The organism is Leclercia adecarboxylata, assembly GCF_035787115.1.
Classification (GTDB): domain Bacteria; phylum Pseudomonadota; class Gammaproteobacteria; order Enterobacterales; family Enterobacteriaceae; genus Enterobacter; species Enterobacter adecarboxylatus_E.
Genome location: NZ_JALKTL010000001.1, coordinates 719,927 through 735,152, shown reverse-complemented (window position 1 = coordinate 735,152; position 15,226 = coordinate 719,927). Strand labels below are relative to the sequence as shown.

At 52.0% G+C, this 15,226-nt stretch carries 14 protein-coding genes; 10 read left to right on the top strand and 4 right to left on the bottom strand.

Annotation, left to right across the window (positions count from 1 at the left end):
- Positions 1-160 precede the first annotated feature (160 nt).
- On the top strand, positions 161-775 hold the full coding sequence (tdk, locus tag MXM41_RS03450; protein ID WP_325929913.1) for a thymidine kinase: 615 nt from the start codon (positions 161-163) through the stop codon (positions 773-775).
- A gap of 84 nt (positions 776-859) precedes the next feature.
- On the opposite strand, the gene adhE is transcribed toward tdk, so the two are convergent.
- Positions 860-3,535, bottom strand: coding sequence for a bifunctional acetaldehyde-CoA/alcohol dehydrogenase (adhE, locus tag MXM41_RS03445; RefSeq protein ID WP_325929911.1), 2,676 nt, complete (start codon positions 3,533-3,535; stop codon positions 860-862).
- A gap of 478 nt (positions 3,536-4,013) precedes the next feature.
- Between adhE and MXM41_RS03440 the strand changes: the two genes are divergently transcribed.
- From MXM41_RS03440 to oppF, 6 genes are all read left to right on the top strand, one after another.
- The gene (locus MXM41_RS03440) at positions 4,014-4,661 is read left to right on the top strand and encodes a YchE family NAAT transporter (protein WP_325929910.1); all 648 of its coding nucleotides are present in this window, start codon (positions 4,014-4,016) and stop codon (positions 4,659-4,661) included.
- 770 nt (positions 4,662-5,431) lie between these two features.
- Positions 5,432-7,063: an oligopeptide ABC transporter substrate-binding protein OppA gene (gene oppA / locus MXM41_RS03435; RefSeq protein WP_325929909.1), complete on the top strand. Its 1,632-nt coding sequence runs from the start codon at positions 5,432-5,434 to the stop codon at positions 7,061-7,063.
- An 84-nt stretch (positions 7,064-7,147) separates the two neighbouring features.
- Positions 7,148-8,068, top strand: coding sequence for an oligopeptide ABC transporter permease OppB (gene oppB / locus MXM41_RS03430; RefSeq protein ID WP_039030681.1), 921 nt, complete (start codon positions 7,148-7,150; stop codon positions 8,066-8,068).
- Positions 8,069-8,082: 14 nt separating this feature from the next.
- A complete protein-coding gene (gene oppC / locus MXM41_RS03425) occupies positions 8,083-8,991 on the top strand; it encodes an oligopeptide ABC transporter permease OppC (RefSeq protein WP_325929908.1) in 909 nt (302 codons plus the stop codon).
- Between the two features lie 11 nt (positions 8,992-9,002).
- Positions 9,003-10,016: an ABC transporter ATP-binding protein gene (locus tag MXM41_RS03420; RefSeq protein WP_325929906.1), complete on the top strand. Its 1,014-nt coding sequence runs from the start codon at positions 9,003-9,005 to the stop codon at positions 10,014-10,016.
- Entirely contained in the window at positions 10,013-11,017 is a 1,005-nt protein-coding gene (gene oppF, locus MXM41_RS03415; RefSeq protein ID WP_325929905.1) for a murein tripeptide/oligopeptide ABC transporter ATP binding protein OppF, read from the top strand. Before MXM41_RS03420 ends, oppF begins: the two co-directional genes overlap by 4 nt.
- Before the next feature lie 43 nt (positions 11,018-11,060).
- Here the strand turns inward: oppF and MXM41_RS03410 are convergent, their stop codons facing one another.
- On the bottom strand, positions 11,061-11,390 hold the full coding sequence (locus MXM41_RS03410) for an HI1450 family dsDNA-mimic protein (RefSeq protein WP_032611249.1): 330 nt from the start codon (positions 11,388-11,390) through the stop codon (positions 11,061-11,063).
- Positions 11,391-11,423: 33 nt separating this feature from the next.
- Positions 11,424-12,884 (bottom strand): cardiolipin synthase, encoded by a 1,461-nt coding sequence (gene cls, locus MXM41_RS03405; RefSeq protein WP_325929901.1) that lies wholly within the window; start codon positions 12,882-12,884, stop codon positions 11,424-11,426.
- Between the two features lie 142 nt (positions 12,885-13,026).
- On the opposite strand from cls, the gene MXM41_RS03400 reads away from it, so the two are divergent.
- Positions 13,027-13,200, top strand: coding sequence for a YciY family protein (locus MXM41_RS03400; protein ID WP_098946243.1), 174 nt, complete (start codon positions 13,027-13,029; stop codon positions 13,198-13,200).
- A gap of 70 nt (positions 13,201-13,270) precedes the next feature.
- A complete protein-coding gene (leuE, locus tag MXM41_RS03395; protein ID WP_325929897.1) occupies positions 13,271-13,906 on the top strand; it encodes a leucine efflux protein LeuE in 636 nt (211 codons plus the stop codon).
- A gap of 36 nt (positions 13,907-13,942) precedes the next feature.
- Here the strand turns inward: leuE and MXM41_RS03390 are convergent, their stop codons facing one another.
- A complete protein-coding gene (locus tag MXM41_RS03390; protein WP_325929896.1) occupies positions 13,943-14,239 on the bottom strand; it encodes a YciI family protein in 297 nt (98 codons plus the stop codon).
- Between the two features lie 221 nt (positions 14,240-14,460).
- Between MXM41_RS03390 and tonB the strand changes: the two genes are divergently transcribed.
- Positions 14,461-15,198 carry a TonB system transport protein TonB gene (gene tonB / locus MXM41_RS03385; protein WP_325930840.1) on the top strand — a complete coding sequence of 246 codons (738 nt, stop codon included), beginning with the start codon at positions 14,461-14,463 and terminating at the stop codon, positions 15,196-15,198.
- Positions 15,199-15,226: the final 28 nt, after the last annotated feature.

Below are 15,226 nucleotides of genomic sequence, written 5' to 3'. Positions count from 1 at the left end.
TTGTCTGTATCCTTGGTTTCCTGAGGGCTACTTCTATATCTTTATAGGGGATAAAAACTCTCGTAACGCCGCTAAACAGCGCTGTAGCACAGAAGACCAGACAAAATATGGTACAATCGCGTATCGGTAATAATACACATTGATTAGGGTTAAACGGCCAATGGCACAACTGTATTTCTACTATTCAGCGATGAACGCAGGTAAGTCGACCGCGTTACTGCAATCCTCCTACAATTATCAGGAGCGTGGGATGCGGACGGTGGTTTACACCGCTGAAATCGATGACCGTTTTGGTGCGGGTAAGGTCAGCTCCCGAATTGGCCTCTCTTCGCCCGCCAGGCTATTTAACCCGCAAACCAATCTACTGGATGAAATTCGTGCAGAAACCGACGACCAGGCAGTGCATTGCGTGCTGGTGGATGAAAGCCAGTTTTTAACGCGTCAGCAGGTTCATGAGCTTTCAGAGGTGGTTGATGAGCTGGATATTCCGGTGCTCTGTTATGGACTGCGTACTGATTTTCGAGGCGAGCTGTTTATCGGCAGCCAGTATTTGCTGGCCTGGTCGGATAAGCTGGTGGAATTAAAAACAATCTGCTTCTGCGGGCGTAAAGCGAGTATGGTGCTGCGTCTTGATCAGGCCGGAAAACCCTATGCGGAAGGCGAGCAGGTGGTGATTGGCGGCAATGAGCGCTATGTCTCCGTGTGTCGTAAGCATTATAAAGAAGCGCTGGTCACCGGCTCTCTGACCGCGATTCAGGACGCCTGTCGTCGTTAACGGCGCTATTTCATCAGTCACTGGCTGCGCTGGAAAACAGACATAAAAAAACCCGCCGAAGCGGGTTTTTTAGTGAGCGATTAATTAAGCGCTTTTCTTCGCTTTTTTATCCGCTTTTACCAGAGCTTCTACTGCAGGTGCAGCAACCACACCTTCAGAGTACTCACGGCCATAGAAAGTATCCAGCAGGATCTGTTTCAGCTCTGCAATCAGCGGATAGCGCGGGTTCGCACCAGTACACTGATCATCGAATGCATCTTCAGACAGCTTGTCTACGTGTGCCAGGAAGTCAGCTTCCTGAACGCCAGCTTCACGGATAGACTTAGGAATCCCCAGCTCAGCTTTCAGGCTTTCCAGCCATGCCAGCAGCTTCTCGATCTTAGCAGCGGTGCGGTCACCTGGTGCGCTCAGGCCCAGATGGTCAGCGATTTCTGCGTAGCGACGACGCGCCTGTGGACGGTCGTACTGGCTGAATGCAGTCTGCTTAGTCGGGTTATCGTTAGCGTTGTAACGGATAACGTTAGAAATCAGCAGGGCGTTCGCCAGACCGTGAGGAATGTGGAACTGAGAACCCAGCTTGTGCGCCATAGAGTGACACACACCCAGGAAGGCGTTCGCAAACGCGATACCGGCGATAGTGGCAGCACTGTGCACACGCTCACGGGCAACCGGGTTTTTAGAGCCTTCGTTATAAGACGCTGGCAGATTTTCTTTCAGCAGTTTCAGTGCCTGCAGAGCCTGACCGTCAGAGAACTCAGAAGCCAGGACAGAGACGTAAGCTTCCAGGGCGTGAGTTACCGCATCCAGACCACCGAATGCACACAGTGATTTCGGCATGTCCATGACCAGGTTGGCGTCAACAATCGCCATATCCGGGGTCAGGGCGTAATCTGCGAGTGGATATTTCTGACCGGTTGCATCATCGGTAACAACGGCAAACGGGGTCACTTCAGAACCTGTACCGGAAGTGGTGGTGACGGCGATCATTTTCGCTTTCACGCCCATTTTCGGGAACTTGTAGATACGTTTACGGATATCCATAAAGCGCAGCGCCAGTTCTTCGAAGTGCGTTTCTGGGTGTTCGTACATGACCCACATAATTTTGGCTGCGTCCATTGGGGAGCCGCCGCCAAGCGCGATAATCACGTCTGGTTTGAAGGAGTTTGCCAGATCTGCGCCTTTACGAACAACGGTCAGGGTTGGGTCAGCTTCAACTTCGAAGAACACTTCAGTTTCTACGCCAGCAGCTTTCAGAACAGAGGTGATCTGGTCTGCGTAGCCGTTGTTGAACAGGAAGCGGTCAGTCACGATGAGCGCACGTTTGTGGCCATCAGTAATCACTTCATCCAGCGCGATTGGCAGGGAGCCGCGACGGAAGTAGATAGATTTCGGAAGTTTATGCCACAACATGTTTTCAGCTCGCTTAGCAACGGTTTTCTTGTTGATCAGGTGCTTAGGACCAACGTTTTCAGAGATGGAGTTACCACCCCATGAACCACAACCCAGAGTCAGGGAAGGCGCGAGCTTGAAGTTATACAGGTCACCGATACCACCCTGAGACGCCGGGGTGTTAATCAGGATACGTGCGGTTTTCATCATCTGACCGAAGTGCGCTACACGTTCTGGCTGGTTATCCTGGTCGGTGTACAGGCAGGAGGTATGACCGATACCGCCCATAGCAACCAGTTTCTCAGCTTTAATAACCGCTTCTTCAAAATCTTTCGCGCGGTACATTGCCAGCGTCGGAGAAAGTTTTTCGTGCGCAAAAGGCTCGCTTTCGTCAACGATTTTCACTTCGCCAATCAGGATCTTAGTGCTGGCTGGAACGGTGAAACCTGCCAGTTCAGCGATTTTATACGCGGGCTGACCCACGATTGCGGCGTTCAGCGCGCCATTTTTCAGAATGATGTCCTGAACCGCTTTCAGCTCTTTACCCTGCAGCAGGTAGCCGCCGTGGCTGGCGAAACGTTCGCGAACAGCATCGTATACAGAGTCAACAACAACAACGGATTGCTCAGAAGCGCAGATAACGCCGTTATCGAAGGTTTTGGACATCAGTACAGAGGCAACGGCACGTTTGATATCGGCGGTTTCGTCGATAACAACAGGGGTGTTACCGGCACCTACGCCGATAGCCGGTTTACCGGAGCTATACGCCGCTTTAACCATGCCTGGACCACCGGTCGCAAGGATCAGGTTAATGTCAGGGTGGTGCATCAGTGCGTTAGACAGCTCCACAGAAGGCTGATCGATCCAGCCGATCAGATCTTTTGGTGCGCCAGCCGCGATCGCCGCTTGCAGAACGATATCTGCAGCTTTGTTGGTAGCATCTTTAGCACGTGGGTGTGGAGAGAAAATAATTGCGTTACGCGTCTTCAGGCTGATCAGCGATTTGAAGATAGCGGTAGACGTTGGGTTGGTTGTCGGAACAATACCGCAGATAATGCCGATTGGCTCAGCAATAGTGATGGTACCGAACGTGTCATCTTCAGACAGGACGCCACAAGTCTTCTCATCTTTATAGGCGTTGTAGATATACTCAGAAGCAAAGTGGTTTTTGATCACTTTATCTTCAACGATACCCATACCGGATTCGGCAACGGCCATTTTAGCGAGAGGGATTCGAGCATCTGCAGCAGCCAGAGCGGCGGCGCGGAAGATTTTATCAACCTGTTCTTGGGTGAAATTGGCATATTCACGCTGGGCTTTTTTTACGCGCTCTACAAGTGCGTTAAGTTCAGCGACATTAGTAACAGCCATAATGCTCTCCTGATAATGTTAAACTCTTTTAGTAAATCAGCTGCTCGACACGGAAACAGTATAGTCAGCGCCATTGCCACTTGCTTAACTTACACAAAAAACAAGGTGTTAACGTTTTTATCGTCCCCCTGATTTACTAAAAGAGCCTCCCATCAGTAGCCTACATTCAGTTACTGAATCTCCTTGGTGGCGAGATCAAGGTTACTCACTTCTGAGTACGGAAAACATGATCTGCATCAATTTATCCATAAGCTGATACCTTTCAGCAGGGGTATTTTGGGGCATTTCACTCGATGTTAAATAATTGCAAAATCAATTGAACCATAAGCACTTATAAAGTACACAAATATTTTACAGCGAGAAATCACCATATTTAGCATTATTGTGATGAACTGCCGGCGTAAAAGGCGTATCTTCTGCGCGGTTATGGGGTTTGCTACATTTATATTTTGAGTCTTGTTTATCAGCGGAGCTAACTGTGAGTCTATCGCTCTTTGATTTTCCAACCTATTTTAAGTTTTTTATCGGTCTGTTCGCGCTGGTGAACCCGGTGGGCATTATCCCCGTCTTTATCAGTATGACCAGTTATCAGACAGCCCTCGCCAGAAACAAAACCAACCTGACAGCAAATTTATCAGTCGCTATCATCCTGCTGATCTCCCTTTATCTTGGAGATTCAATATTGCAGATTTTTGGCATCTCGATTGATTCGTTCAGAATTGCCGGTGGGATCCTGGTTGTGACTATTGCGATGTCGATGATCAGCGGCAAATTGGGTGAGGACAAACAAAACAAACAGGAAAAATCAGAGACCGCTATCCGTGAAAGTATCGGCGTGGTGCCGCTGGCATTGCCATTAATGGCGGGACCGGGAGCGATCAGTTCAACCATCGTCTGGGGTACGCGTTACCACAACCTGATGCATCTGATTGGCTTCTCAATTGCCATTGCACTGTTTGCTTTTTGCTGTTGGGGTGTGTTCCGTATTGCCCCCTGGCTGGTACGCCTGCTGGGGCAGACGGGCATTAACGTTATCACGCGTATTATGGGGTTATTGCTAATGGCGCTGGGGATCGAATTCATCGTTACTGGCCTGAAATCCATTTTCCCCGGTTTGTTAAGTTAAACCTTTCAACCGAAAGAGCGGCGCTGATAGCGCCGTTTTTTGTCATTATCAGCAAATCATATAATGAAAGTTGAAAATCGCGTTAACTATAATAAATTTTATTAATAATTTTGTTTCGTTTCTTTTCAATAACTTGTCTTTTTTCTCGCGTCTGTTCTGCTCATAATCCGCACAATACATCTGTTATTTTACTCACATGATACTCTGGGGCTTGCTGCGGGTTTATTGAGATGATATTAGTAATTTGCTGAATGATTTAGATGAATGTGCTAAATAATAGACAGTTGTTAATTTTTTGTACAAATACCACTGCGTCTATTGTTAAACGGCACCACTGTCGTAATCAACTCCTGCATCTCACTGAATAGCTACGCTTTTTTCCGCTGATGGTGCGCGGCAGGGTTGCCCATAGCGTAACGGCGACTTTCGTAAAAGAGAATTGGTTAACAAATTTGCAAAATGTATTGGCACACAATAAAGCCATTTGATACTTTCCGGCCTTATATTTTCAGCAGCAATCTTTTAGATGAGAATCTTTTTCATTAACGGTGCTGATCTAAAAGAATTAAGAGATGCCTCGACAGGGGAGGCGTGTCACAGAATCGACGCAAGATGGCCAGACGAGCCGTCAGTAATAGTAAAGTCGGTGATAGCGAGAAGTAAAAACGCCTGACGGCAGCATAAACTCCTACGTTGTCAGGGAACCCCAAAAAGGGGAATTAAACAGGCTGGTAAAAACCAGTAATTATAAAGAGTGGAGTATCAACACAATGTCCAACATCACAAAAAAAAGTCTGGTAGCTGCGGGGATTTTAACTGCGCTAATCGCGGGCAACGTTGCAATGGCTGCTGACGTGCCTGCTGGAGTACAACTGGCGGAGAAGCAAACGCTGGTACGTAACAACGGTGCTGAAGTCCAGTCTCTGGATCCGCACAAAATTGAAGGTGTACCGGAGTCTAACGTTAACCGCGATCTGTTCGAAGGTCTGCTGGTTACTGACGTAGACGGCCACCCGGTTGCGGGTGTTGCTGAAAAATGGGAAAACAAAGACTTTAAAGTCTGGACTTTCCACCTGCGTAAAGACGCAAAATGGTCCGACGGTTCCCCGGTCACCGCTCACGATTTCGTTTATAGCTGGCAGCGTCTGGCGGATCCAAATACTGCCTCTCCTTATGCGAGCTATCTGCAGTATGGCCACATCGCCAATATTGATGACATTATCACCGGCAAAAAGCCCATCACTGACCTCGGCGTAAAAGCGATCGATGACAATACATTCGAAGTCACTCTGAGCGAGCCGGTTCCTTATTTCTACAAACTGCTGGTTCACCCGTCCGTTTCCCCGGTGCCAAAAGCTGCGGTTGAAAAATTCGGCGAGAAGTGGACCCAGCCTGCCAACATCGTCACTAATGGTGCCTATAAGCTGAAAGACTGGGTCGTCAACGAACGTATCGACCTGGTGCGTAACACCAACTACTGGGATAACGCCAAAACCGTCATTAATCAGGTGACCTACCTGCCTATCGCTTCTGAAGTGACCGACGTAAACCGCTACCGCAGCGGCGAAATCGACATGACCTATAACAACATGCCGATTGAGTTATTCCAGAAGCTGAAAAAAGAGATCCCTGCTGAAGTGCACGTTGACCCATACCTCTGCACCTATTACTACGAAATCAACAACCAGAAAGCGCCATTCACTGACGTTCGCGTGCGTACCGCCCTGAAGCTGGCACTGGACCGCGATATCATCGTCAACAAAGTGAAAAATCAGGGTGACCTGCCGGCCTACAGCTACACGCCGCCCTACACCGATGGCGCGAAGCTGACCGAGCCAGAATGGTTCAAAATGACACAGGAACAGCGCAATGCCGAAGCGAAGAAACTGCTGGCCGAAGCCGGGTATACCGCTGACAAGCCGCTGACCTTTAGCCTGCTGTACAACACCTCCGATCTGCATAAAAAACTGGCTATTGCGGTCTCCTCCATCTGGAAGAAAAACCTGGGCGCGAACGTGAAGCTGGAAAATCAGGAGTGGAAAACCTTCCTGGACAGCCGTCATCAGGGCACCTTTGATGTGGCGCGCGCAGGCTGGTGTGCGGACTACAACGAACCGACCTCCTTCCTGAATACCATGCTGAGCGACAGCTCGAACAACACCGCACACTATAAGAGCGCAGAGTTCGATAAGCTGATTGGCGACACCCTGAAAGTCACTGACGAAGCGCAACGTGCCGAGCTGTACGCGAAAGCGGAACAGCAGCTCGATAAAGACTCTGCCATCGTGCCGGTTTACTACTATGTGAACGCCCGACTGGTGAAACCCTGGGTTGGTGGATATACCGGGAAAGACCCGATGGATAATATCTACGTTAAAAACTTGTATATTATCAAGCATTAATGGCAATGAGTGGGGCGGGCAATGTCTGCCCCACAGTGTCTACTCATCGTAATACTTATAGGCACACGCCAGAAGGTACGGGCAATGTTGAAATTTATCCTACGTCGCTGTCTTGAAGCGATCCCAACGCTATTTATTCTTATAACGATCTCTTTCTTTATGATGCGTCTCGCGCCGGGAAGTCCATTTACCGGTGAACGTACGCTGCCGCCAGAAGTGATGGCGAATATCGAAGCGAAATATCATTTAAACGATCCTATCTCCACCCAGTATTTCAACTATCTGAAACAGCTGGCCCACGGTGATTTTGGACCGTCATTCAAATATAAAGATTATTCCGTAAACGATTTGGTGGCGTCGAGCTTCCCCGTTTCGGCAAAACTGGGCGCCGCGGCATTTTTACTTGCCGTTATTCTGGGCGTCACGGCGGGCGTTATTGCCGCGCTTAATCAGAACACCAAATGGGATTACGCTGTGATGGGGGTGGCAATGACCGGTGTCGTCATACCGAGTTTTGTCGTGGCGCCTCTGCTGGTGATGATATTTGCCATCACTCTGAAATGGTTACCCGGCGGCGGCTGGAATGGCGGGGCGCTGCAGTACATGATTCTGCCGATGGTGGCGTTGTCTCTCGCCTATATCGCCAGTATCTCGCGTATCACCCGTGGTTCGATGATTGAAGTGCTGCACTCGAACTTCATTCGTACCGCTCGCGCCAAAGGACTGCCGATGCGCCGCATTATTTTTCGTCATGCGTTAAAGCCTGCGCTGCTGCCGGTGCTCTCTTATCTGGGCCCTGCGTTCGTCGGGATCATCACGGGTTCGATGGTTATCGAAACCATTTATGGTCTGCCGGGTATCGGCCAGCTGTTTGTTAATGGCGCCCTTAACCGCGACTACTCTCTGGTACTGAGTCTGACCATTCTTGTCGGGGCGCTGACCATCTTCTTTAACGCGATCGTCGATGTGCTATATGCCGTTATCGATCCGAAAATCCGCTACTGACACTGGAGTTCGCCATGATGTTAAGTAAGAAAAACAGCGAGGCGCTGGAAAACTTCAGTGAAAAACTGGAAGTGGAAGGGCGTAGTCTCTGGCAGGATGCCCGCCGTCGCTTCATGCACAACCGTGCTGCGGTTGCCAGCCTGATTGTGCTGGTCCTTATCGCTCTGTTTGTGACCTTAGCGCCAATGTTGTCGCAGTTCACCTACTTCGATACTGACTGGGGCATGATGTCCAGCGCGCCGGATACCGAATCGGGCCACTATTTTGGTACCGACTCTTCCGGGCGTGACCTGCTGGTGCGCGTGGCTATCGGTGGACGCATTTCGTTGATGGTCGGGATCGCTGCGGCCTTTGTGGCCGTGATTCTGGGGACCTTATACGGATCGCTGTCCGGTTATCTCGGCGGCAAAGTCGATTCGGTAATGATGCGCGTGCTGGAGATCCTCAACTCCTTCCCGTTCATGTTCTTCGTCATCCTGCTGGTAACCTTCTTTGGCCAGAATATTTTGCTGATCTTCGTGGCTATCGGTATGGTCTCCTGGCTTGATATGGCGCGTATCGTGCGCGGCCAGACCCTGAGCCTGAAGCGCAAAGAGTTTATCGAAGCGGCGCAGGTCGGCGGGGTTTCTACCGCGAACATCGTAGTTCGTCATATCGTCCCGAACGTGTTGGGTGTCGTGGTGGTGTATGCCTCCCTGCTGGTGCCGAGCATGATTCTGTTTGAATCTTTCCTGAGCTTCCTCGGCCTGGGTACCCAGGAGCCGCTGAGCAGCTGGGGGGCGCTGCTGAGTGATGGCGCCAACTCGATGGAAGTATCACCGTGGCTGCTGCTGTTCCCGGCAGGTTTCCTGGTGGTGACACTGTTTTGTTTCAACTTTATCGGCGATGGCCTGCGTGATGCCCTCGATCCGAAAGACCGTTAAGGAGTGCCGCCATGACAATTATTGAAACGGCATCTGCCCCACAAGCGCATCAGCAGGGTAATCTTCTGCTGGATGTGAAAGATCTGCGCGTCACCTTTAAAACCCCCGATGGCGATGTGACCGCGGTAAACGATCTCAACTTCAGCCTGCGTGCGGGCGAAACCCTGGGTATCGTGGGTGAATCCGGTTCCGGTAAATCCCAGACGGCGTTCGCGCTGATGGGCCTGCTGGCGCAAAACGGCGTTATCGGTGGGTCTGCGACCTTTAACGGCAAACAGATCCTTAACCTGCCGGAGAACGAGCTAAACAAGCTGCGCGCCGAGCAAATCTCCATGATTTTCCAGGATCCGATGACCTCCCTGAACCCATACATGCGTGTGGGCGAACAGCTGATGGAAGTGCTGATGCTGCATAAAGGGATGGGCAAAGCCGAAGCTTTTGAAGAGTCGGTGAAGATGCTGGATGCGGTAAAAATGCCGGAAGCGCGTAAGCGTATGCGCATGTACCCGCACGAGTTTTCTGGCGGGATGCGCCAGCGCGTAATGATCGCCATGGCGCTGCTGTGTCGTCCGAAGCTGCTGATTGCCGATGAGCCGACCACCGCGCTGGACGTGACCGTTCAGGCGCAGATCATGACCCTGTTAAACGAGCTGAAGCGCGAATTTAACACCGCGATCATCATGATTACTCACGATCTGGGGGTCGTGGCCGGGATCTGCGACAAGGTACTGGTGATGTACGCCGGACGTACCATGGAGTACGGTAAAGCGCGTGATGTGTTCTACCACCCGGCACATCCGTATTCTATTGGCCTGCTGAATGCCGTACCGCGCCTTGATGCGGAAGGGGAGTCGCTGCTGACCATTCCGGGTAACCCACCCAACCTGCTGCGTCTGCCGAAAGGCTGTCCGTTCCAGCCGCGTTGTCCACACGCGATGGAGATCTGCAACAGCGCTCCGCCGCTGGAAGAGTTTGCACCAGGCCGCCTGCGTGCCTGCTTTAAGCCGTACGAGGAGCTGGTATGACAGCCATTGACGAAAAGAGAAATGTCCTGCTTGAAATCGCTGACCTGAAAGTGCATTTCGACATCAAGGATGGCAAGCAGTGGTTCTGGCAGCCGGCGAAAACCCTGAAAGCGGTAGACGGGGTTACCCTGCGTCTGTACGAAGGGGAAACCCTGGGCGTGGTGGGAGAGTCGGGCTGCGGTAAGTCCACCTTCGCCCGCGCTATTATCGGTCTGGTCAAGGCGACCGGCGGTAAGGTGGCCTGGCTGGGTAAAGATCTGCTGGGAATGAAGCCGGAAGAGTGGCGCGACGTTCGCAGCGACATCCAGATGATTTTCCAGGATCCGCTGGCGTCGCTGAACCCGCGTATGACCATCGGCGAGATCATCGCCGAGCCGCTGCGCACCTACCATCCTAAAATGCCGCGTGCTGAAGTGCGTGACCGTGTTAAAGCGATGATGATGAAAGTGGGGCTACTGCCAAACCTCATCAACCGTTACCCGCACGAGTTCTCAGGCGGCCAGTGTCAGCGTATCGGGATCGCCCGCGCGCTGATCCTTGAGCCAAAGCTGATTATCTGTGACGAACCGGTCTCCGCGCTGGACGTCTCCATCCAGGCTCAGGTGGTTAATCTGCTGCAAAAACTGCAGCGCGAGATGGGGCTTTCGCTGATCTTTATCGCCCACGACCTGGCGGTGGTGAAGCATATTTCCGATCGCGTCCTGGTGATGTACCTCGGCCATGCGGTTGAGTTGGGTACCTATGATGAGGTTTATCACAACCCATTACACCCTTACACCAAAGCGTTGATGTCCGCAGTGCCGGTGCCGGATCCTGATCTGGAGCAGAATAAAACCATTCAGCTGCTGGAAGGGGAGCTGCCGTCGCCGATCAATCCGCCGTCCGGTTGCGTGTTCCGTACCCGCTGCCCGATTGCCGGCCCGGAGTGCGCGAAAACGCGTCCGGTGCTGGAAGGGAGCTTCCGCCATGCGGTTTCCTGTCTGAAGGTTGACCCGCTCTGACCGGATAACAGGCAATAAAAAAGGCTGCAATCGCAGCCTTTTTTTATTCGCGCCAGAGTATGTGGCACAGCTTGTGGTCTTTCTCGCGACACAGCAGAACGCGAGCAAAGATGTCGTTAATCTCACCGCCGTCAGTATCCGCCAGGCCTATCACCACCTCGGCGAAAAAGTCCGGATTCAGGTCATAATCGACATGTTCAGCCCAGTCTTCAGACGGATCGAACAACTCGGCGCCGCCACGCTCTTCAAACTGCAGATTAAAGAGAATGACGTCAGCCGGGTCGAGATTATCGACGGCCAGTTCCAGAAAAATATCGTAGGCCTGCTCAAGCGTTTCGTCTTCGGTCAGGCGATTATTCAGATCCATTTCCATGATGACTACCTGTTTAACATCGTTGGGCACGTTTTACAGCAACGGACTAAAGAAGTAAAACAGTCGTTCGGCAATTCGCTGCCACAGCGGTCTTTTCACCCACAAACGGATATCCAGCAGGCGGGAGCGCGAAATATAATCGTCCTGAACGGCAGCTAAATCACCGCCAAAACCGGCGTCATCGATAACCAGCGTGATCTCAAAATTGAGCCACAGGCTGCGCATATCCAGGTTGACGGTCCCCACCAGACTGAGTTCGCCATCCACCAGCACGCTTTTGGTGTGCAGCAGCCCACCTTCGAACTGGTAGATTTTCACCCCGGCCGCCAGCAGCTCGGTGAAGAAGGCCCGGCTGGCCCATCCCACCAGCACCGAATCGTTTTTGCGCGGCAGGATGATGCTGACGTCGACCCCGCGCTGCGCGGCGGTGCAGATGGCGTGCAGCAGGTCATCACTCGGCACAAAATAGGGGGTGGTCATGATCAGATATTCGCGGGCGGAATAGGCTGCGGTTAACAGCGCCTGGTGAATCAGATCTTCCGGGAAGCCCGGGCCGGAGGCGATGGTGTGGATCGTATGCCCGCTGGCCTGCTCAAAGGGCATGATATTGGCATCCGGTGGCGGCGGCAGAATGCGTTTGCCGGTTTCGATCTCCCAGTCACAGGAGTAAACAATTCCCATCGCCGTGGCGACCGGGCCCTCCATGCGCGCCATCAGATCGATCCACTGGCCTACGCCAGCGTCCTGTTTGAAGTAGCGCGGATCGACCATATTCATACTGCCGGTATAGGCAATATAGTTGTCGATCATGATCATTTTGCGATGCTGACGCAGATCCATCCTGCGCAGAAACACACGCATCAGATTGACCTTTAACGCCTCGACCACTTCCACTCCGGCATTACGCATCATTGATGCCCAGTTGCTGCGGAAAAAATTCACGCTTCCCGCAGAGTCAAGCATCAGACGGCAATGAATCCCCCGGCGGGCGGCGGCCATCAGCGACTCCGCCACCTGGTCGGCCATTCCGCCTGGCTGCCAGATGTAGAACACCATCTCAATGTTATGGCGCGCCAGCTGGATATCGCGGATCAGCGCGTTCATGACGTCATCGGATGTGGTCATCAACTGCAGCTGGTTGCCTTTTACACCCGCTATACCCTGACGGCGTTCGCAGAGCTTAAATAACGACGCGGCGACGTCGCTGTTCTCTTCGGCAAAGATATGTTTGCAGGATTTGAGATCGTTCAGCCATTTGGCCGTCGAGGGCCACATCGCCCGGGCGCGTTCGGCCCGACGTTTCCCGAGATGAAGCTCGCCGAAGGATAAATACGCAATTATGCCGACCAGCGGCAGGATAAAAATAATCAGCAACCATGCCATGGCAGAGGGAACGGCTCTGCGCTTCATCAGGATGCGTAACGTCACCCCTGCGATTAACAGCCAGTATCCCAGAATGAGCAGCCAACTCACCACGGTGTAGAAGGTTGTCATAATAAAAAATCCTTTTGAAAGCGTATTGTTAAGAGTTTACGCGTCAGGATTTTTCTGGCAAATAAAAACGCCAGATAAAAGCGCTGGTCTGCCGCTGGCAAGGGACTATAATGAACGCTCTGTTTTGTGAAGAGTTAGTAACATGAAGCGCAGTAGAACAGAAGTAGGGCGCTGGCGCATGTTGCGACAGACAGGTCGTCGCAAAGCGCGTTGGCTGGAAGCACAGTCCCGCCGTAATATGCGTATCCACGCCATCAGAAAATGCAGTATGAACCGTCATCGCAATGCGTTACTGTTTGCCGTTCAGGATTACTGAATGATACAAGGGCACCCTCAGAGGTGCCCGATGTTTTTTTATTATTCGCTATTTCAAAAAGGAGGATGAAGTGTTTGCGGATTTTGGTGTACTGAATTTTTGGACCTATGTAGTCGGGGCGATTTTTATTGTGCTGGTCCCAGGGCCAAATACCCTGTTTGTCTTAAAAACAGGCATTGGTCACGGCGTGAAAAAAGGCTATCTGGCGGCCTGTGGGGTGTTTATTGGCGATGCAGTGCTGATGTTTCTGGCATGGGCGGGGGTTGCAGCGCTGATCCAGACTACCCCGATGCTCTTTAATATTGTGCGCTATCTGGGGGCGTTTTATCTGTTATGGCTGGGCGGCAAAATGCTTTGGTCGGTGATGATGCATAAACAGCAGGGCGAGGCGGGCGGTCTCGAACCGGCCAAAACCATTATGAAACGCTCGCTGGTGTTGAGTATGACCAATCCGAAGGCGATCCTGTTTTATGTCTCGTTCTTCGTACAGTTTATTGATGTTCATGCCAGACATACCGGCGTTGCGTTTATGATCCTCGCGATCACGCTCGAAATCATCAGTTTTACTTACTTGAGCTTCCTGATTTTCTCCGGGGCGTTTGTTACGCGCTACCTGAAAACCAAAAAGAAACTGGCGAAGCTGGGAAATGGCCTGATTGGTTTGCTGTTTGTGGGGTTCGCGGCGCGGCTGGCATCGCTGAATTGATGAAAAAAGGCTCCCGTTGCGGAGCCTTTTTTTATCCTAGAAAACTTTTTTATATGGCTTTACCACGACGCTATCATACACGCCGGCTGCCACATACGGGTCGTCCTGCGCCCAGGCCTGCGCCGCTTCGAGGGATTCAAACTCGGCAATCACCGTCGAGCCGGTAAAGCCTGCCGCACCCGGATCGTTGCTGTCTACGGCAGGCATTGGACCTGCGGTCAGTAATCTGCCTTCATCATGCAGCAGCTGTAAGCGCGCAAGATGAGCAGGACGTACGGAGAGGCGTTTTTCCAGAGAATCAGCAACATCTGCAGCAAAAATCACATAAAGCACAGCGGAGCTCCTTAACCGATAAAAGTGGGAATTACGTTATGTGAAAGTACAGATGACTGCAATGTAAAGATGGCAACATTGTTAAAACCCTGCGCATCACGTGCCTTTTTTCGCCAGCTGAACGGTTAAATTGGGCGAAGTTTAACTGGCTTATTGAATATGATTGCTATTTGCATTTAAAATCAGGGCCTGGCTTTTTAACTGAAACGATTATGACTTCAATGACCCTCGATTTACCTCGCCGCTTTCCCTGGCCGACGCTGTTGTCCGTCGGAATTCACGGAGCCGTCGTGGCGGGTCTGCTTTACACATCGGTACATCAGGTTATTGAAATGCCAGCGCCCGCGCAGCCGATTTCTGTGACCATGGTAACGCCTGCGGAGCTGGAGCCCGTGCAGGTCGCGCCACCACCGGAACCTGTTGCAGAACCCGAGCCTGAGCCGGAACCGGAACCTGAAATCGTTCCTGAGCCGCCAAAAGAAGCGCCTGTGGTGATCCATAAGCCGGAACCCAAGCCCAAACCGAAGCCAAAGCCGAAACCGAAGCCAGAGAAAAAGGTGGAAGAGCGTCCGAAGCGCGAACCGCGCCCGGTTGAGCCTCGTACCACCCAGCCGGTTGAGCGTGCAGCCCCGGCTCGCCCGGTTATGAACTCCTCACCAGCTACCGCTAAGCCGGTTGCGGCGGCGCCGGCTGGTCCACGTGCGTTGAGCCGTAATCAGCCGCAATACCCGGCGCGTGCGCAGGCATTACGCATCGAAGGGCGTGTGCGGGTGAAATTTGATGTGACCGCCGACGGACGAGTAGATAATGTCCAGATCCTGTCCGCGCAGCCGTCGAATATGTTTGAGCGTGAAGTAAAAACCGCGATGCGCAAATGGCGATACGAAGCCGGTAAGCCAGGAAGTGGGCTGATCGTGAATATTGTTTTCCGCCTCAACGGCGGAGCGCAAATGGAATAATAAAAAAGCCTCCCACCCGGGAGGCTTT

Coding starts and splice junctions, on each gene's coding strand:
- MXM41_RS03400 (WP_098946243.1), top strand. CDS start 13,027: ATGAAGCGCAGTAGAACAGAAGTAGGGCGCTGGCGCATGTTGCGACAG.
- oppA (WP_325929909.1), top strand. CDS start 5,432: ATGTCCAACATCACAAAAAAAAGTCTGGTAGCTGCGGGGATTTTAACT.
- adhE (WP_325929911.1), bottom strand. CDS start 3,535: ATGGCTGTTACTAATGTCGCTGAACTTAACGCACTTGTAGAGCGCGTA.
- MXM41_RS03420 (WP_325929906.1), top strand. CDS start 9,003: ATGACAATTATTGAAACGGCATCTGCCCCACAAGCGCATCAGCAGGGT.
- oppC (WP_325929908.1), top strand. CDS start 8,083: ATGATGTTAAGTAAGAAAAACAGCGAGGCGCTGGAAAACTTCAGTGAA.
- tdk (WP_325929913.1), top strand. CDS start 161: ATGGCACAACTGTATTTCTACTATTCAGCGATGAACGCAGGTAAGTCG.
- cls (WP_325929901.1), bottom strand. CDS start 12,884: ATGACAACCTTCTACACCGTGGTGAGTTGGCTGCTCATTCTGGGATAC.
- oppB (WP_039030681.1), top strand. CDS start 7,148: ATGTTGAAATTTATCCTACGTCGCTGTCTTGAAGCGATCCCAACGCTA.
- tonB (WP_325930840.1), top strand. CDS start 14,461: ATGACCCTCGATTTACCTCGCCGCTTTCCCTGGCCGACGCTGTTGTCC.
- MXM41_RS03410 (WP_032611249.1), bottom strand. CDS start 11,390: ATGGAAATGGATCTGAATAATCGCCTGACCGAAGACGAAACGCTTGAG.
- oppF (WP_325929905.1), top strand. CDS start 10,013: ATGACAGCCATTGACGAAAAGAGAAATGTCCTGCTTGAAATCGCTGAC.